General features: G+C 73.5%; 16 protein-coding genes. 14 read left to right on the top strand and 2 right to left on the bottom strand.

Features of this window, described 5'->3' with window-relative positions; genetic code table 11:
• Positions 1–24: 24 nt before the first annotated feature.
• The 4 genes from mrdA to malQ all read left to right on the top strand — a co-directional run bounded on the left by mrdA (position 25) and on the right by malQ (position 5,884).
• Positions 25–2,151, top strand: a complete 2,127-nt coding sequence (mrdA, locus tag GRQ65_RS01515) for a penicillin-binding protein 2 (protein WP_160874435.1) — start codon at positions 25–27, stop codon at positions 2,149–2,151.
• Positions 2,148–3,335 carry a rod shape-determining protein RodA gene (gene rodA / locus GRQ65_RS01510; RefSeq protein WP_160874433.1) on the top strand — a complete coding sequence of 396 codons (1,188 nt, stop codon included), beginning with the start codon at positions 2,148–2,150 and terminating at the stop codon, positions 3,333–3,335. Before mrdA ends, rodA begins: the two co-directional genes overlap by 4 nt.
• A gap of 194 nt (positions 3,336–3,529) precedes the next feature.
• Positions 3,530–3,955: a tetratricopeptide repeat protein gene (locus GRQ65_RS01505; protein ID WP_160874431.1), complete on the top strand. Its 426-nt coding sequence runs from the start codon at positions 3,530–3,532 to the stop codon at positions 3,953–3,955.
• A gap of 51 nt (positions 3,956–4,006) precedes the next feature.
• Positions 4,007–5,884 carry a 4-alpha-glucanotransferase gene (gene malQ / locus GRQ65_RS01500; protein WP_160874429.1) on the top strand — a complete coding sequence of 626 codons (1,878 nt, stop codon included), beginning with the start codon at positions 4,007–4,009 and terminating at the stop codon, positions 5,882–5,884.
• Positions 5,885–5,920: 36 nt separating this feature from the next.
• Here the strand turns inward: malQ and GRQ65_RS01495 are convergent, their stop codons facing one another.
• On the bottom strand, positions 5,921–6,493 hold the full coding sequence (locus GRQ65_RS01495) for a TetR/AcrR family transcriptional regulator (protein ID WP_337191418.1): 573 nt from the start codon (positions 6,491–6,493) through the stop codon (positions 5,921–5,923).
• Positions 6,494–6,535: 42 nt separating this feature from the next.
• On the opposite strand from GRQ65_RS01495, the gene GRQ65_RS01490 reads away from it, so the two are divergent.
• The gene (locus GRQ65_RS01490) at positions 6,536–7,507 is read left to right on the top strand and encodes an SDR family NAD(P)-dependent oxidoreductase (RefSeq protein WP_160874427.1); all 972 of its coding nucleotides are present in this window, start codon (positions 6,536–6,538) and stop codon (positions 7,505–7,507) included.
• Here the strand turns inward: GRQ65_RS01490 and GRQ65_RS01485 are convergent.
• The gene (locus tag GRQ65_RS01485; RefSeq protein WP_160874425.1) at positions 7,488–8,756 is read right to left on the bottom strand and encodes an FAD-dependent oxidoreductase; all 1,269 of its coding nucleotides are present in this window, start codon (positions 8,754–8,756) and stop codon (positions 7,488–7,490) included. The genes GRQ65_RS01490 and GRQ65_RS01485 overlap by 20 nt on opposite strands.
• Before the next feature lie 193 nt (positions 8,757–8,949).
• Here GRQ65_RS01485 and GRQ65_RS01480 point away from each other — a divergent pair, with 193 nt between their 5' ends.
• From GRQ65_RS01480 to mnhG, 9 genes are all read left to right on the top strand, one after another.
• Positions 8,950–9,558 (top strand): molybdopterin-dependent oxidoreductase, encoded by a 609-nt coding sequence (locus GRQ65_RS01480; protein WP_160874423.1) that lies wholly within the window; start codon positions 8,950–8,952, stop codon positions 9,556–9,558.
• A gap of 11 nt (positions 9,559–9,569) precedes the next feature.
• Positions 9,570–10,271, top strand: a complete 702-nt coding sequence (locus GRQ65_RS01475; RefSeq protein ID WP_337191417.1) for an FAD-binding oxidoreductase — start codon at positions 9,570–9,572, stop codon at positions 10,269–10,271.
• Positions 10,272–10,322: 51 nt separating this feature from the next.
• Positions 10,323–10,988 (top strand): SDR family NAD(P)-dependent oxidoreductase, encoded by a 666-nt coding sequence (locus tag GRQ65_RS01470; RefSeq protein WP_160874421.1) that lies wholly within the window; start codon positions 10,323–10,325, stop codon positions 10,986–10,988.
• A 90-nt stretch (positions 10,989–11,078) separates the two neighbouring features.
• A complete protein-coding gene (locus tag GRQ65_RS01465) occupies positions 11,079–14,027 on the top strand; it encodes a Na+/H+ antiporter subunit A (protein ID WP_160874419.1) in 2,949 nt (982 codons plus the stop codon).
• A 5-nt stretch (positions 14,028–14,032) separates the two neighbouring features.
• Positions 14,033–14,461, top strand: coding sequence for a Na(+)/H(+) antiporter subunit C (locus GRQ65_RS22350; protein ID WP_237447512.1), 429 nt, complete (start codon positions 14,033–14,035; stop codon positions 14,459–14,461).
• A complete protein-coding gene (locus tag GRQ65_RS01455) occupies positions 14,458–16,152 on the top strand; it encodes a Na+/H+ antiporter subunit D (protein WP_160874415.1) in 1,695 nt (564 codons plus the stop codon). Before GRQ65_RS22350 ends, GRQ65_RS01455 begins: the two co-directional genes overlap by 4 nt.
• A complete protein-coding gene (locus tag GRQ65_RS01450; protein ID WP_160874413.1) occupies positions 16,149–16,805 on the top strand; it encodes a Na+/H+ antiporter subunit E in 657 nt (218 codons plus the stop codon). The genes GRQ65_RS01455 and GRQ65_RS01450 overlap by 4 nt, the downstream gene beginning before the upstream one ends.
• Complete coding sequence (locus GRQ65_RS01445) at positions 16,802–17,140, top strand: monovalent cation/H+ antiporter complex subunit F (RefSeq protein ID WP_202387032.1); 339 nt, start codon at positions 16,802–16,804, stop codon at positions 17,138–17,140. The genes GRQ65_RS01450 and GRQ65_RS01445 overlap by 4 nt, the downstream gene beginning before the upstream one ends.
• Positions 17,137–17,511 carry a monovalent cation/H(+) antiporter subunit G gene (gene mnhG / locus GRQ65_RS01440; RefSeq protein ID WP_160874411.1) on the top strand — a complete coding sequence of 125 codons (375 nt, stop codon included), beginning with the start codon at positions 17,137–17,139 and terminating at the stop codon, positions 17,509–17,511. The genes GRQ65_RS01445 and mnhG overlap by 4 nt, the downstream gene beginning before the upstream one ends.
• The last annotated feature ends 7 nt before the right edge of the window (positions 17,512–17,518 follow it).

The following is a 17,518-nucleotide window of genomic DNA, read 5'->3' as shown; positions in this document are numbered from 1 at the left end:
CGATGAGCAGCCGATGAGCAGCCGATGAGCAGGACAGGCGAGAACCGCAGCCGCCTGCGCCTGGTGGTCGTCCAGGCGCTGGTCTTCTCCCTCTTCGCGACCCTGCTGGTGCGTCTCTACTACCTCCAGGTCGTCGACGGCGACCAGTACGCCGCGCAGGCCGCCGACCAGTCGGTGCGGGAGGTCGTCACACAGCCCCAGCGCGGGCTGATCGTCGACGACGTCGGGCGCCCGCTCGTCGCCAACCGCACCTCGTGGGTCGTCTCGATCGACCGCGGCACGCTCGCCAAGCTGCCCGACGACGAGCAGCGCCAGCTCCTGCAGCGCGTGCGCACCGTGACCGACGTGCCGGTCAAGAAGATCCAGCGCAAGCTCGTCACCTGCGGCGACGACGACGCCGTGATCGGCGAGTGCTGGAACGGCTCGCCGTTCCAGCCTGTGCCGGTCGCCTCCGACGTGCCGCAGCCGATGGCGCTGCGGGTGCTCGAGCAGCCCGAGGACTTCCCGGGCGTCACCGCCGAGCAGCAGAGCCTGCGCGCCTACCCCGCGCCGTACGGCATCAACGCCGCCCACGTGCTCGGCTACCTCAGCCCCGTCACCGGGGAGGAGTACGACGCCGCGAAGGCCGACGGCGACGACTCCCTCAACGGCGCGTCGGTCGTCGGACGGGCCGGGGTCGAGAAGGAGTACGACTCCTGGCTGCGCGGGATGCCCGGCTACACCTCGGTGCAGGTCGACTCGATGGGTCGCGTGATCGGCGACGCCGACGAGGTCGAGGCCCAGCCCGGCGACACGCTGGTCACCTCGCTCGACGCCCGTGTGCAGTCGGTCGTCGAGCAGCAGCTCGCCACGGCCATCTCCACCGCCCGCGCCACCCTCGACCCGGTCACCGGGCGCAACTACGTCGCCGACTCCGGCGCCGCAGTGGTGATGGAGGCCAAGACCGGCCGCATCGTCGCGATGGCCAGCCAGCCGACGTACGACCCCTCGGTCTGGGTCGGCGGCATCACCAACAAGGAGCTCTCGCGGCTCTACTCCAAGGCCGCCGGCGAGCCGCTGCTCGGCCGGGCGACCCAGGGCCAGTTCGCACCCGGCTCGACCTGGAAGCCGTTCATGACCGCGGGGGCGCTCACCCACGGCTACTCCACCGACACCCACCTCGACTGCTCCTCGTCGTTCCGCGTCGGCAACCGCGACTTCAAGAACTACGAGTCCGGCGCCTACGGCTCGATCGACTTCGCCAAGGCGCTCGAGGTCTCCTGCAACACCTTCTTCTACCGCGTCGGCTACGACTACTGGCAGCGCTTCGGCTCCGACGTCGACGACGTCAAGGCCAAGGACCCGCTCGTCGACGAGGCCAAGGCGTTCGGCTTCGGCTCGCGCACCGGCATCGACATCCCCGGCGAGGCGCCCGGTCGCATCGCCGACCGGGAGTGGAAGCGGTCGTACTGGAAGCAGATGCGCTCGTTCTACTGCGACATCGCCGACAAGCCGCAGGACGGCACCACGAGCGACTTCGTCTACAAGTTCGCCCAGGAGTTCTGCGTCGAGGGCTACGCCTACCGCGCCGGCGACGCGGTGAACTTCGCGATCGGACAGGGCGACACGATCGTCACCCCGCTCCAGCTCGCCCGCGCGTACGCCGCCCTGTCGAACGGCGGCACGCTCTACGCCCCGCGCGTCGCCAAGGCCGTCGTCAGCCCCGACGGCGAGGTGCTGCGCCGGTTCGCGCCGAAGAAGACCGGCGAGCTCGACCTGCCGAAGAGCGTCATCGACTACATCGACCAGGCCCTGCAGGGCGTCACCCGCGAGGGCACCATGGCCTGGAAGATGGGCGGCTTCCCCCTCGACCAGGTGCCCATCCGGTCCAAGACCGGCTCCGCCGAGGTCTACGGCAAGCAGTCGACCTCCTGGGTCGCGTCCTACGACGACGACTACGTGGTCGTGATGATGGTCAGCCAGGGCGGCACCGGCTCCGGCACCTCCGGCGAGGGCGTCCGCGCCATCTGGGAGGCGCTCTACGGCATCGACGGGGAGAGTGTTGACCCCGCGAACGCCGCCATCGCCGGCACGACCCCGCCCAGCGGGCTGCCGACGTTCATGGACGACGGCTCGATCCTGCCGCCCACCCGCTCCGAGGAGGACGAGTGACCACTGCGACCGCGACCTCCCGGGCCTTCTCCCTGCGCCGTCTCGACTGGGTCCTGCTCGGCTCGGTCCTCGCGCTCCTCGTGCTCTCGGCGCTGCTCGTCTGGTCGGCGACCAGCAGCCGCGACGTGCTCACGGGGGGCGACCCGACGGCGTACCTGCGCAAGCAGCTGGTCAACATCGCCATCGGCCTCGTGCTGCTCACGGTCGTGACCGTCACCGAGCACCGGTGGGTGCGCATCGTGGTGCCGGTGATCTACGCCGCCTCGATCGCGGGGCTCGTGCTCGTGCTGACGGCGGGGTCGACGATCAACGGCTCGCGCTCGTGGGTGCGCCTGGCCGGCATGTCGATCCAGCCGTCGGAGTTCGCCAAGCTCGCGGTCGTCGTCGGCATGGCGCTCGTGATCGCCGAGCGCGCCGAGGGGCGCTGGCGCTCGCGGGTCGGCACCGCCGAGGTGGTGCTGATGCTGGCCATCGCCGGCCTGCCCGCCGCGCTGATCCTGCTGCAGCCCGACCTCGGCACGATGCTGGTCCTCTCGGCGACGGTCTTCGGCGTCCTCGCCGTCTCCGGCGCCCGACGTCGCTGGCTGGTCGGTGTGGTCGTCACGGCCGTGTCCGTCGCCGTCGGCGCGGTCACCGCCGGGGTGCTGAAGGCCTACCAGGTCGACCGGTTCCTGGCCTTCGTCGACCCCGACCTCGACCCCCGCGGTGCCGGCTACAACGTCGAGCAGGCCCGTATCGCCATCGGCAACGGCGGCCTCCTCGGCCAGGGCCTCTTCCAGGGCTCGCAGACCCGCTCGGGGTTCGTGCCCGAGCAGCAGACCGACTTCGTCTTCACCGTCGCCGGCGAGGAGCTCGGCCTGGTCGGCGCCGGCCTCCTCGTCGCGCTGCTCGCCGTCGTCATCTGGCGCGCCCTGGTCATCGCCCGCCGCGCCGAGGACGTCTTCGGCCGCGTCGCCGCCGCCGGCATCGCCTGCTGGTTCGGCTTCCAGGCCTTCCAGAACGTCGGCATGTGCCTCGGCATCATGCCCGTCACCGGCGTGCCGCTGCCGTTCGTGTCGTACGGCGGCTCGTCCCTCTTCGCCGGCATGCTCGCGGTCGGGCTCCTGCTCAACATCCACCTGCGCGCCCAGACCCCGACGTACGCCGCCCCGATGGCCGAGCGGCGGGTCCTCGTCGGCCGCTGAGCGTCACGAGGGAGGTCGCGGCGGCGACCGTCGCCCCGGTGGTTGAGGAGGGCCGCTGGGCCGTCCCCGCCGGTGGTTGAGGAGGGCCGCTAGGCCCGTCTCGAAACCACTCTCCCGGTCGGGTGGTTCCGAGACGGGACTTCGTCCTCGACCACCGGTCGGAATGGTGAGTGCGCACGCAGCGTTGTCAGGACATGAGCGACGAGACCGAGTCCGAGCTGGTCGCCCCGGCCCTGGTGTTCCCGGGCCAGGAGGCGCCCGAGTCCGCCTTCCGCGTGGCCTACGACCTGCTGGAGCGCAGCGCTCCCGCGGGGGCCCTGGCCGTCATCGAGCCCGCCTTGGCGGAGGACCCGCGCAACACCGGGCTGCGCACGCTGCGCGCGTGGGCCTTCCTCGCCCGCGCCCAGCTGGGCCGCGCGACCGAGGAGCTGACGTCGCTGGTCGAGGACGACCCCACCGACGTGTGGAGCCGCCACGCGCTGGGTCGCGCGCTGGAGCGCCAGTCGCGCCCGGCCGAGGCGCTGCCGCACCTGCGGCTGGCCGCGGTGATGAGCGGCGACCCGGAGCACGCCGCCGCCGTGACGCGGGTGCAGTCCCGCCTCGCCGCGGCGCGCAACTGACGCGCGGCTGAGAGCCCGTCTGACGGGGGCCCGGATGGCTACCGGGCCCTCGTGAGTCAGACCCCCACCGACGCCGCCTTCGACTCCGCTGTGGACGACTGGGGCGTCCAGCACCGCTGGCTCGACGCCGCCGACGAGGTGCACGAGGCCGACGCCGACACGGTCCGCCGCCTGCGCGAGGCGATCGGCACCCCGCCGGCGGACCTCGAGGACCGGGCGCCCGTCGTGACCCGGCCCGGGCGCGAGCTGGGCCTCGGTCGGGTGCAGGTGCGCTGCGAGGACGGCACCGAGCGCGAGGTCGACGGGCGGCTGCCCGAGGACTTCCCGCTCGGCTACCACCGGCTCACGACCGCCGCGGGCATGGAGCGCCGGCTGGTCGTGTCACCGGGCCGGTGCTGGCTGCCGGACGAGCCCACCTGGGGCTGGGCGGTCCAGCTGTACGCCGCCCGCTCGACGCGCAGCTGGGGCATCGGCGACCTCGGCGACCTGCGCACCCTGCGGGAGTTGACCGAGGCCGCCGGCGGCGGGTTCGTGCTGGTCAACCCGCTCCACGCGGTCGCGCCGGTGGTCGAGGGCTCCTCGATGGAGGCGAGCCCCTACCTGCCCGCCACCCGGAGGTTCCGCAACCCCGTCTACCTCCGCGTCGAGGACGTCCCCGGCCACGAGCCCGGCGACGTCGACACGGCCCGCCGTGACGCCGTGGCCGCCACCGACCTCGTCGACCGCGACGCGGCCTGGGCCCTCAAGCGCGCGGCCCTTCGCGCGGCGTACGACCGCAGCGGCGGAGCGGACAGCGCCTTCGCCGCCTGGCGCGACGAGCAGGGCGAGCCGCTCGAGGAGTTCGCGACCTGGAGCGCGCTGGCCGAGGCGCTCGGCGCCCAGCACGGCATCGACTGGCACGGCTGGCCCACGGAGCTGCGCGACCCGCGCGGCGACGGCGTGGCGACGTGGCGGGCCGAGCACGCCGAGGACGTCGGCTTCCACGCCTGGCTGCAGTGGCAGCTCGACGCCCAGCTGCGCGCGGCCTCCGGCGACCTCATCGTCATCCAGGACCTCCCCATCGGGGTGTCGGGCGGCGGTGCCGACGCGTGGGCGTGGCAGGACGTTCTCGCGGAGGGCGTGAGCGTGGGCGCACCGCCCGACGCGCTCAACACCCTCGGCCAGGACTGGGGCTCGCCGCCCCTCGTGCCGTGGCGGCTGCGGGCGGCCGACTACGAGCCGTTCGTCGAGTCGGTGCGCGCGACCATCGCGGGCGCGGGTGGGCTGCGCATCGACCACGTGATGGGGCTGTTCCGGCTCTGGTGGATCCCGGAGGAGGGCGACGCCCGGGGCGGCGGCTACGTGCGCTACCCGAGCGACGACCTGCTCGACATCGTGGCGCTCGAGTCGCACCGGGCGCAGGCCGTGGTGGTGGGGGAGGACCTCGGCACCGTCGAGCCCGGGGTCGCCGAGGCGCTCGCGGAGCGGCGCATCCTGTCCTACAAGGTGCTGTGGTTCGAGGACGACGCCCCGTCCTCGTGGCCGCGCGAGGCGCTCGCGACCGTGACCACCCACGACCTGCCGACCGTCGCGGGGCTGTGGACCGGCGCGGACGCCAGGGACCAGCTCGACGCCACCGACATGCCCGAGGACGACGTGCGCAGCGGCCGCGAGGAGCTGCTCTCCCGGCTCACCCGGGAGCCGCTGGACGACGGCGCGGGTCCGGCCGACGCCGTTCAGGCGGCCTACCGCCAGCTCGTCGAGGCGCCCTCGCTGCTCGTCGCGCTGTCGCTCGAGGACGCCGTGCTGGAGGAGCGCCGGCCCAACGTGCCGGGCACGACCGAGCGCGAGAACTGGCGCATCCCGCTCGCCGTCCCCGTCGACCGCCTCGGCGACTCGCCCGAGGTGGGCCGGCTGCTCGACCTCGTGCGGGCGGCGTACGGCGGCTGAGGGTCGCGCTCTGGGGGTCGGGCGGGGAGCGGAGCGTCAGGACGGCACGAGGGCGCGGGTCACGACGTCGCGCAGGGTCGCGCGCCGGCGCTCGTGGTCGGCTTCGGGGTCCGAGCCCGACGCGGTGAAGGTGCCGCTCACCGGCGACCAGGTGCCGGCCAGCGCGATGAGCAGCGCGTAGACCTCGTCGGGTCGGATGCCGTCGACGATGCGGCCCTCGCGCTGGGCCCGGGCGATGGCCTCGAGCTTGGGGTCGGTCAGGTCGGCGCGGCCGGAGAGCAGCGCCCCGGTGGGCACCTTCTCCAGGCGGTACCAGCTGGAGAGGCGGACCAGCTCGGGGTCGGTGAGGTAGGAGTCGTAGAGCCGGGTGACGTAGCCGGGGAGGTCGTCGGCGGTGAGCGGCACCGAGTCGACGATCGCCTGGAGGTGGCGGGCGAAGACCGCCTCGAAGAGGCCGTCCTTCGAGCCGTACCACGCGTACATCTGCGCCTTGTTGACCCCGGCCGCCTCGGCGATCCGGTCGACCCGCGCGCCGGCGATGCCGTGCTCGGCGAACTCCGCCGTCGCGGCGACCATCAGCCGCTCCCTGCTCTCGTCCCCTCGCGCCACGGCTCCAGTTTAGTCAAACCAACTAGTTGGTATGTTCGTGGCATGACCAAGACCGAGAACGACCACACCGACCGCACCACGGCCCTGGAGGTCGTCGAGGGCGTCGACCTGACCGGACGCCGCGCCCTGGTGACCGGCGCGTCGTCGGGCATCGGCGTCGAGACGGCCCGCGCCCTGGCCCACGCCGGCGCCCAGGTCACGCTCGCCGTGCGCGACACCGAGGCGGGTCGGCGGGTCGCCGACGACATCGCCGCCACCAGCGGACGCGACGACCTCGTGGTCGCAGCGCTCGACCTGTCCGACCTCGCGAGCGTCGACGCCCTCGTCGCCTCGTGGGAGGGTCCGCTCCACGTGCTCGTCAACAACGCGGGTGTGATGGACACGCCGTTCGGGCGCACGGCCCAGGGGTGGGAGACGCAGTTCGGCGTCAACCACCTCGGCCACTTCGCGCTGACGACCGGTCTCCACGCGGCGCTGGCGGCCGGCGCGTCGCCCGAGCGCGGCGCCCGGGCCGTCTCCGTGTCGTCCTCGGGCCACGCGGCCTCGCCGGTGGTGTTCGACGACCTGTTCTTCGAGCGTCGCGCCTACGACCCCGGGCTGGCCTACGGCCAGTCCAAGACGGCCAACTCCCTCTTCGCCGTCGAGCTCACCCGGCGGTGGGGCAGCGAGGGCATCACGGCCAACGCACTGATGCCCGGCGGCATCTGGACGCCGCTGCAGCGGCACTGGAGCGACGAGCAGCGCGCGGCCGCCGAGGAGCAGTCGCGGCGCGCCGAGCAGAGCGGCGCCTTCCGGATGAAGTCGGTCGAGCAGGGCGCCGCGACGTCGGTCTTCCTCGCCACCTCACCGCAGGTCGAGGGCATCGGCGGGCGCTACTTCGAGGACTGCCACGAGGCGGAGGTCGTCGAGCGGCTCGACGGTCTCGCCGGGGTGCTGCCGCACGCCCTCGACCCCGAGGACGCCCGGCGGCTGTGGGAGGTCTCCGAGGAGCTGCTCAGCGACGCCCGGCGCTGAGTCCCTCCAGCACGGCCTGGGCCGCGCGCTGACCCGACACGAGCGCGCCCTGGATCGACCCGGTGTCGCGGTGGTCGCCGCACACGACGAGGTCGCCGACGCGGACCGGCCGGGCGTCGGAGTACGGCGCGGGCTGGGCGGGGAGCGCGTGCGGGACCTCGTGGCGGGCCACGACGTCCCACCCGCTCGGGTCGAGTCCGAGCAGCTCGCCCGCGTGGCGGCGCTGGTCGGCCTCGGACGGCGTGCGCCCGGCCGCGGTGTCGAGCAGCGCCGAGCCCTGCACGAGGTGGCGACCGGGCGGGGCGTAGCTCGGCGCCGCCCGCGAGACGACGGCGGCGTTGACCAGCGGCCCGGTCGGGCGCACGCGGGCGTCGACGTGCAGCAGGTCGGTGTCGGGTGACTCGGGCGCCGACCACCAGGTGGTGACGACACCCTTGGTGGCCGGCACCGGCGCTCCGGTGAGCTCGTGCGCGGCCGGGGCGCCGGTCGCCACCACGACGCGCCGGGCGCTCACGCTGCCCTGGTCGGTCTCGACGGCGGTGCCGGTGACGGCGGTGACCCCGTGGCCGAGCCGGACCCGGTCGCCGAGGGGCGCCGCGAGCTGCTCCGGCAGCGCCTGCATGCCCCGCTCGGGCAGCGCGGGCACCCCGCGGGCGAAGGTCCAGGCCAGCAGCAGTGCGTAGGCGTCGGCGGTGCTGCCGTCGTCCTCCAGCAGCACTCCGGCCAGGAACCCGTCGACCACGCGGCGCAGCAGGCCGTCCACGCCCGCGCGGTCGAGCGCCGTACGCCGGTCGACGTCGTGGCGCGTCCCCCGGGCGGCGAGGACGTCGGTGAGCGTGCGGTCCGGTCGCGGGCGCAGCAGCGGCGCGGCCCAGCGCGCGAGGCCCAGCACCTCGCGCAGCCGGGGGAGCGCCGTCGTCGCGGTGCGGGGCAGCAGCCCGGGAGCGCGCAGCGGGTGGCCGAGGGTGCGCGGGCCGTCGTCCGTCACGGCGGTCACCCCCGCACCGAAGGGCTGCAGGCGCAGCGCGTCAGCGTCCACCCACCGCCGTACGGCGGGGTAGGCCGGGTTGAGCAGCTGGAACCCACGGTCGACCAGGAACCCGTCGACCCGGTCGGTGCGGATCCGCCCACCCACGGCGTCGTCCGCCTCCAGCACGACGACCTCGTGGCCCGCCCCGTGCAGCACCGCCGCGCACCGCAGCCCCGCCAGCCCCGCTCCCACGACCGCCACGTCCACCTCGGTGCGCACGGGGCGAACCTATCCGGGCGGCCCAGTCCCGTGGTCGGGTCTTGGCCCCTCGGTGGTTGAGGAAGGACGAAGTCCTGTCTCGAGACCACTTCCGGCCGGGAGTGGTCTCGAGACAGCCGTGGCCGGCCTCCTCGACCACCGTGGGCGGCGGCTCGACTGTTCGTCCACCGGCGGCTCTGGCACGCTGGGAGGCGTGCCTGTGACGCGTGGGTTCTTCCGCAAGCGGCCCGAGAGCCCGGCGGGGCGGCTGCCCCCCGGCCAGTACGACACCGGGTCGGGCTGGCCGGTGCTGACCGCCGAGGCGACGCCGCGGATCCGGCCCGAGCAGTGGAGCATCGCCGTGGACGGCCTCGTCGAGCGGCCCACGACCTGGAGCTGGGACGAGGCGCACGCGCTCCCGCGCTCGTCGTACTCCGGCGACATCCACTGCGTGACGACGTGGTCGAAGTTCGACGTGACCTTCTCCGGCGTGAGTGTCGACGAGCTGCTCTCGGCGGCCGGCCCCGGCGACGACGCGCGCTTCGCGCTGGTGCACTCCAGCACCGGCTACACGACCAACCTGCCGCTGGCCGACCTCACCGGCGGCAAGGCGTGGGTGGTCTGGGAGGTCGACGGCAAGCCGCTGCCGACGCAGCACGGCGGGCCGGCGCGGCTGCTCGTGCCGCACCTGTACTTCTGGAAGTCGGCCAAGTGGGTCAGCCGGATCGAGCTGCTCGCCGAGGACCAGCAGGGCTTCTGGGAGCGCAACGGCTACCACGACCGCGGCGACCCGTGGCTCGAGCAGCGCTACCAGGGCGACTGAGGACGACGACGGTGTCGCTCGAGACCTCCTGGACCACCGGCACGATCATCGCGAAGGACCAGCCCAGCCGCGACGTCGTGCGCCTGCGCATGCACGTCGACGACCGCCAGCGCCACCGGCCGGGTCAGCACTACGTCATCCGGCTGCGCGCCCCCGACGACTACACCGCGCAGCGCTCCTACTCCATCGCCTCCGACGACGACGACCCGCTCGTGGAGTTCCTCGTCGAGCGGCTGCCCGGGGGAGAGGTGTCGGGGCACCTGTCCGACGTCGCCGAGGTGGGCGACGTGCTCGAGCTCCGCGGCCCGATCGGGCGGTGGTTCCTCTGGGACACCCGCACCCCGGCGCTCGCCCTCGTCGGCGGCACCGGCGTCGTGCCGGCCGTCGCGATGACCCGCACCGCGCGCCGACTCGGCCGCACCGACCTGCTGCACGTCGTCGCCGTCGGGCGCGACCCGCGCTCCCTGCCGTACGCCGACGAGCTCGCCCGGTCCGGCGCCACCGTCGCCTTCACCCGCCACGACGACGGCACCCGCCCGGCCGGTGCGCCGAGCGTCGCCGAGCTCGCGCCGTACGCCGCCGCCGCGGAGGTCGCCTTCGTCTGCGGCTCGCCCCGCTTCGCCGAGTACGCCGCGCCCCTGCTCATCGAGGCCGGCGTCGACCCGACCGTCATCCGGGTCGAGCAGTTCGGCGCCACCGGCAACGCTGGTTGACCGCGTCCGGTTGACCGCTCAACCACCTCGCCCAGCGGGTACCGCGCGAGCATGACGACACTCGCGATCATCGGTGCAGGCAAGGGGCTCGGGGCCGCGGTGGCGCGCCGGTTCGGACGCGAGGGGTTCGCGGTCGCGCTCATCTCGCGCCACCAGGGCCGCGTCGACGCGCTGGCCGCCGAGCTGGAGGGTGACGGAGTGCAGGCCAAGGGCTACGCCGCCGACGTGCGCGACCCCGACTCGATCGCGAAGGTGCTCGAGCGGGCGACCCAGGAGCTCGGCCCGATCGAGGTCCTCCAGTACAGCCCGCTGCCGCAGAAGGACTTCATGCGGCCGGTGCTCGAGACCGTGCCCGCCGACCTCGTCGGCCCCGTCGAGTTCTCGATCTACGGCCCCGTCGCCGCCGTGCACGCGGTCGTCCCGGGCATGCGGTTCCTCGGCGAGGACCGCGGCACGATCCTCTTCGTCAACGGCGGTTCGGCGGTCAAGCCGGGGCGCAACGTGACGGGCACCTCGATCGCCTTCGCCGGGCAGGCGGCGTACGCCGAGCTGCTGCACGAGGTGCTGGGCGAGGAGGGCATCGCCGTCTCGCAGCTCATCATCGGCGGCGAGATCATCGAGGGCGACGACGAGAAGGACCCGGCCGTGCTCGCCGACCACCTGTGGGACCTCCACACGAAGCGCACGGAGTTCCGCCGCCAGATCTCCGAGGACTGAGCCGCTCCTCACCCCGACGAGCGTCAGGAGGCGACCTCTAGGATCGAGGTGTCGCCGCCCACCCGGCCGTCCACCCGAGAGGTCCGATCGTTGCTCCTCCTCGTGCTCTGCCACGCCGTCGCGGCCCTGCTCGCGCCGTTCGTGGCCGGGAGGATCGGCCGCTGGGTCTTCCTGCCGCTCGCGCTCGTCCCGACGGCGACCGTCGTCTGGGCGCTGACGCACACCCGCACCGTCCTCGACGGGGACCGGGTGACCCAGAGGGTGACGTGGGTGCCCGATCTCGGCATGGACATCGACCTGTCGATGGGCGCCCTGCAGTGGCTGCTGGTGCTGGTCGTGGCGGGCATCGGCGCGCTCGTGCTGGCCTACTGCACGTGGTACTTCCGCGCCGGCTCGCCCCACCTGGCGTCGTTCGCGGGACACCTGACGGCGTTCATGGGCGCCATGCTCGGGCTGGTCGTCAGTGACAACCTGCTGGTGCTCTTCGTCTTCTGGGAGCTCACGACCGTCTTCTCGTTCCTGCTGATCGGCTTCGACCCCGGCAAGCGCGCGAGCCGTCTGGCCGCGCTGCAGGCGCTCGTGGTGACCACGCTCGGCGGCCTGGCGATGCTCGTCGGCTTCCTGGTGCTGGGCCACGAGGCCGGCACGCTGTCGATCAGCGGTCTGCTCGCCGACCCGCCGCGCGGCACCGCCGTCACCGTCGGCGTGATGCTGGTGCTCCTCGGTGCCCTCAGCAAGTCGGCCCAGGTGCCGCTGCACTTCTGGCTGCCCGGCGCGATGGCCGCCCCGACGCCGGTCAGCGCCTACCTCCACGCCGCGTCGATGGTGAAGGCCGGGCTCTTCCTCGTCTCCGTGCTCGCGCCCGGCTTCAGCACCGTGCCCGGCTGGCACCTCGTGCTGCTCACCCTCGGCACGCTGACGATGCTGGTCGGCGGCTGGCGGGCCCTGCGCCAGATCGACATCAAGCTGCTCCTCGCCTACGGCACGGTCAGCCAGCTGGGCTTCCTCATGGTGCTGCTCTCGATCGGCAGCCGCACCGCCGCGCTCGCCGGCCTCGGACTGCTGCTCGCCCACGCGATGTTCAAGGCGACGCTGTTCCTCTGCGTCGGCATCGTCGACACCCTCACCGGCACCCGCGACCTGCACAAGCTCTCCGGCGTCGGGCGGCAGCTGCCGGTCGTCGCGGTCGCCGCGACCCTCGCCGGTCTCTCGATGGTCGGCTTCCCGCCGCTGCTCGGCTTCATCGCCAAGGAGACGATGTGGGCCGCGCTGCTCGAGCTCGCCCACGGTGAGACCGCCGGGGTGCCGTCGTACGCCGGCTGGCTGGTGCTCGCCGGGCTCGCGGTCGGCTCGACGTTCACCGTCGGCTACACCGCGCGGTTCGTCTGGGGTGCCTTCGCGACCAAGCCCGGCGTCGAGCCGACCGAGGTCCGGCCGCTGGCGGCCGGCTTCGCGGCGCCGCCGGTCGTGCTGGCGCTCGCGGGTCTCGTCCTCGGCTTCGCCGGGGCCGCGCTGACCACCGCCATCGCGCCGTACGCCGACACGCTGGTCGCGGGGGAGCACGAGGAGTACCTCGCGCTCTGGCACGGCTGGGAGCTGCCGCTGTTGTTCTCGGCCCTCACCCTGCTCGCCGGTGCGGGCCTGTTCGCGGCTCGCGACCGGGTCTGCCACCTCCAGGCGCGCACCCACCCGCCGGTGAGCGCCGAGCAGGTCTACCGCGCCGCGATGCGCGCGGTCGACCGCAGCGCCATCGAGGTCACCGGCTTCGTGCAGCGCGGCTCGGTGACGACCTACCTGACCGTCGTGCTCGTCGTGGTGCTGGCGGTGCCGGGCAGCGCACTCGTCGCTGCCCTGGTCTCCAGCCTGGGAGGCGACGGCCCGGGCATCGACGTGGTGGCGTGGGACCGCGCGGCGCAGCCGGTCGTCGGCGTGATCATGCTGGCCGCCGCGGTGATGACGGTGCGCTCGCGTCGCCGGCTGCGCGCGGTGATCCTGGCCGGCATCACCGGCTACGGCTGCGCGCTGCTGTTCCTCGTGCACGGCGCCCCCGACATCGCGATGACGCAGGTGCTCGTCGAGACCGTGACCCTCGTGGTCTTCGTGCTGGTGCTGCGCCGCCTGCCGGAGTACTTCACCGACCGGCCGCTGCGCCCGGTCCGCTACGCCCGGATGGCGCTGGCCGCGGGTGTCGGGGTCGCGGTGGCCGGGTTCCTGCTGGTCGCCGGCTCGGGCCGCACCGCCGAGCCGATCTCGTCACAGTTCGCGAAGGCCGCCTACGACTTCGGCTACGGGCGCAACGTCGTCAACGTGACGCTGGTCGACATCCGCGCCTGGGACACCTTCGGCGAGATCTCGGTGCTGGTCGTCGCGGCCACCGGCGTGGCGAGCCTGATCTTCCTGGACTCCCGCTCCTCCGGGATCCGGCGCGTCTTCGACGTGCCCTACCCCGAGGGCGTGGACCGTCAGGCGGCCCGGCCCGGACGCCGGGTGTGGCTGCCGGGGCCGCGCACGCTGAGCCCGGAGCGGCGTTCGATCGTCTTCGAGGTCGTCACCCGGCTGCTGTTCCCGACCGTCGTGGTCTTCTCCATCTACCTGCTCATCGCCGGTCACAACCTGCCCGGCGGCGGCTTCGCGGCCGGCATGGTGACCGGGCTCGCGCTCATGGTGCGCTACCTCGCCGGCGGTCGCTACGAGCTCGACGAGGCCGCGCCCGTCGACGCCGGCGTGCTCATCGGCACCGGGCTCTTCGTTGCGGCGCTGTCGGGGCTCGGACCGGTCGCCTTCGGAGGTTCGGTGCTGCAGACCGCCGACGTCTACGTCGACCTGCCGCTGCTGGGCGAGATCCACCTCGTCTCCTCGATCGGGTTCGACATCGGCGTCTACCTCGTCGTCGTCGGGCTCGTGCTCGACCTGCTGCGCACCTTCGGCTCGCGGCTCGACCGGCAGATCCTGCGGGCGGAGCGCGAGGCCGCCGAGGGCGTCGACAGCGAGGACAGCCGCAGCCGCGAGCGGCGCGAGCGGGCGGAGGTGAGCGGCTGATGGAGATGAACGCGACCCTGCTGCTGGTCTGCGGCGGCCTCGTCGGCTGCGGCGTCTACCTCCTGCTCGAGCGCAGCCTGACCCGCGTGCTCGCGGGGCTGGTGCTCATCGGCAACGGCATCAACGTCGGGTTCCTGGCCGCCGGGGGACCGGCGGGCAGCTCGGCCTTCTACGGCTCCGCCGACCCCGAGGACATGGCCGACCCGCTGCCCCAGGCGCTGGTGCTGACCGCCATCGTCATCACGCTCGGCACCGTGGCCTTCCTGCTCGCCATGGCCCACCGCAGCTGGCAGCTCCACGGCGCCGACGACGTGCAGGACGACGTCGAGGACGCCGCGATCCGCCGGCTCGCCGTCGACGACGAGACCTCGGTCGGTCACAGCGCGACCACGCAGGGCCAGGAAGAGGACGACCCCGAGGAGGACGACCGGTGACCTCCGCGCTCGTGCCCCTGCCCGTGGTGCTGCCGCTGCTCGGCAGCGGCGCCGCCCTGATGATGTCGCGCTGGCCGCGCGCCCAGCGGATGGTGAGCGTGGTCGTGCTGGCCGCGGTCGTCGTGGTGGCCGCGCTGCTGCTCGTGGCCGCCGACCGCGAGGGCCCGCAGGTGGTCTGGCTCGGCGGCTGGCGCGAGCTCGGCATCGCCCTGGTCGCCGACCGGCTCGCCGCGCTGATGCTGCTGGTCTCCTCGATCGTCACGCTCGCGGTGCTCGTCTACTCGATCGGCCAGGGCGTCACCGACAACGACCGCGAGGCGCCGGTCTCGATCTACCACCCGACGTTCCTGACCCTGGTCGCCGGCGTGAGCAACGCCTTCCTGGCCGGCGACCTGTTCAACCTGTTCGTCAGCTTCGAGATCCTGCTGTTCGCGAGCTACGTGCTGCTGACGCTCGGCGGCACCGCCGCGCGGGTGCGCGCCGGCACGATCTACGTGATCGTCAACGTCGTCTCCTCCGCGCTGTTCCTCATCGCCATCGCCACGGCGTACGCCTCGCTCGGCACGCTCAACCTCGCCCAGATCGGCGAGCGGGTGCCCGGGCTCGACGCGACCACGGCGCTGGTGGTCCAGCTGCTGCTGCTCACGACGTTCTCGATCAAGGCGGCGGTCTTCCCGCTGTCGCTGTGGCTGCCCGACAGCTACCCGACCGCCCCCGCGCCCGTCACCGCGGTGTTCGCGGGGCTGCTCACCAAGGTCGGCGTCTACGCGATCATCCGCACCCAGACGCTGCTGTTCCCCGACCGCCCGCTCACCGACCTGCTGCTGTGGGCCGCCCTGGCGACGATGCTCGTCGGCATCCTCGGGGCGATCGCGCAGTCCGACATCAAGCGGCTGCTGTCGTTCACGCTGGTCAGCCACATCGGCTACATGGTCTTCGGCATCGGGCTCGCGACCCAGGCCGGGATGTCCGGCGCGGTCTTCTACGTCGCCCACCACATCACCGTGCAGACGGCGCTGTTCCTGGTCGTGGGACTGATCGAGAACCTCGGCGGCAGCAGCGCCCTGCTGCGCCTCGGCGGCCTCGCCTCGCTCTACCCGCTGATCGGCGTGCTCTTCTTCGTCCCGGCGATGAACCTCGCCGGCATCCCACCGCTGTCGGGCTTCATCGGCAAGGTCGGGCTGCTCCAGGCCGGCATCGCCGACGGCAGCCCGCTGGCCTGGCTGCTCGTCGCCGGCGGCACGGTCACCAGCCTGCTCACGCTGTACGCCGTCGCGAAGGCCTGGGCGCTCGCCTTCTGGCGCACGCCGCGCGAGGCGCACGAGATGGCGCTGCAGCTCGGCGGCGAGCGCGAGGGCGACGAGGAGCACGAGACCCCGCAGGTGAGCGCCCGTGGTCACGTCCACCTCGGGTCCACGGTCTTCGCGGCCGGTGACGTGCAGGAGGCCACCCGCGCCGCCGACACCGACGTCTCCGACGACTCCGAGGACGACCTGTTCCAGCTGCTCGAGCGCGAGGGCCGCCGGCCCCGTCCGCCCTGGGCGATGATCCTGCCGACCGCGGGCCTGGTCGGCGTCAGCCTGGCCATCACCGTCTTCGCCGGCCCGCTCTACGCGCTCACCGACCGGGCTGCGTCCGACCTGCTCCTGCGCACGCCGTACCTCGAGGCCGTGCAGGAGGCGGGCCGGTGACGGGCACGGGCGGCACGACCGGCGTGACCGGGCGGGGGCGCGACGGGCGGCGGGGCAGCAGCGTGCGGCAGCGCCGCGACGGCCGGTTCCGGCCCTCGCGGGTCAAGGCCGTGCAGTGGCCGATGGTGGTCTGGCTGACGCTGGTGTGGGCGGTGCTGTGGGGTTCGTGGACGCCGCTGTCGTTCGTCTCCGGCGTCGTCGTCGCCGTGCTCGCCTCGGTCGTCTTCCCTCTGCCGCCGCTGCACGTCCACGTGCGGATCCGGCCGGTCGGGGTCGTGGTGCTGGTGGCGCGGTTCGTCGCCGACGTCGTCGTCGCCAGCCTGCAGGTCGCGGCGATCACGCTGCGACCGCCGCCCGACCTGCGCAGCGCCATCGTCAAGGTGCCGCTGCACACCGAGTCCGACCTGGTGCTGACCGCGACCGCGCTGATGGCCTCGCTCGTGCCGGGCAGCGTCGTGGTCGAGGTGCACCGCTCGACACACACGCTCTACCTGCACGCGCTGCGCGTGCGCGACGAGGCCGAGCTGGAGGAGGTGCGCTGGACCGTGTGGCGACAGGAGCAGCGGATCCTGGAGGCGTTCGGGGTCGACCGGCTCGATGAGCTGCGTCCCGTCACCGCGCCTGTGTCGGTGGAGCCGGAGGCGTCGTCGTGAGCGCCGTGACGTGGCTGCACTACGCCAGCGGCGGGGTGCTCGGGCTCGCCGCGCTGCTGGTCGCCGTGCGCATCACCCGCGGCCCGACGATGCTGGACCGCTCGATCGCCTTCGACGTCATCGTGGCGATCGCCCTCGGCGGCTTCGCGGTCGACGCCGCCCTGCGCCACAGCGCCGAGAACCTCCCGCTGCTCCTCGTCGCGACGATGCTCGGCTTCGTCGGGTCGGTGAGCATCGCGCGGTTCAGCCCCGGCAGCGACGACGTCGAGGCCGAGCGCATCGAGCGCCAGGGCGACGTCGGGTTCGGCGACCGGACGGGGGACGGGCCGCTGTGAACGACTCCCTCGCCTCCGCCCTCGACCTCGTCGGGGCCGTGCTCATCCTACTCGGCGCCCTGCTCAGCCTCGTCGCGGCCGTCGGCGTGCTGCGCTTCCCTGACCTGCTCACCCGGATGCACGCCGCGACCAAGCCGCAGGTGCTGGGGCTGATGCTGGTCTGCGTCGGCCTGGCCCTCACGCTGCGCGACGCCCGGTCGGTCGCGATCCTGGTGCTGGTGCTGCTCGCCCAGATGCTGACCGCACCGGTCGCCGGGCACATGGTCGGGCGGGCGTCGTACCGCGCCGGCCAGCTGCGCGAGGACCTGCTGCTGGTCGACGAGCTGAGCTCCGACGTGGGCCCGCGCGACGACGACCGCGGCGCTCCGTGAGTTCTCG

The organism is Nocardioides flavescens, assembly GCF_009823805.1.
GTDB classification, from domain to species: Bacteria; Actinomycetota; Actinomycetes; order Propionibacteriales; family Nocardioidaceae; genus Nocardioides; species Nocardioides flavescens.
This window is presented reverse-complemented; position numbering and strand designations above follow the sequence as displayed.

What these genes read in the sequence shown, in the direction of transcription:
- GRQ65_RS01490 (WP_160874427.1), top strand. Translation starts at nt 6,536, where the DNA reads ATGACCAAGACCGAGAACGACCACACCGACCGCACCACGGCCCTGGAG.
- GRQ65_RS01505 (WP_160874431.1), top strand. Translation starts at nt 3,530, where the DNA reads ATGAGCGACGAGACCGAGTCCGAGCTGGTCGCCCCGGCCCTGGTGTTC.
- mrdA (WP_160874435.1), top strand. Translation starts at nt 25, where the DNA reads ATGAGCAGGACAGGCGAGAACCGCAGCCGCCTGCGCCTGGTGGTCGTC.
- GRQ65_RS01470 (WP_160874421.1), top strand. Translation starts at nt 10,323, where the DNA reads ATGACGACACTCGCGATCATCGGTGCAGGCAAGGGGCTCGGGGCCGCG.
- GRQ65_RS22350 (WP_237447512.1), top strand. Translation starts at nt 14,033, where the DNA reads ATGAACGCGACCCTGCTGCTGGTCTGCGGCGGCCTCGTCGGCTGCGGC.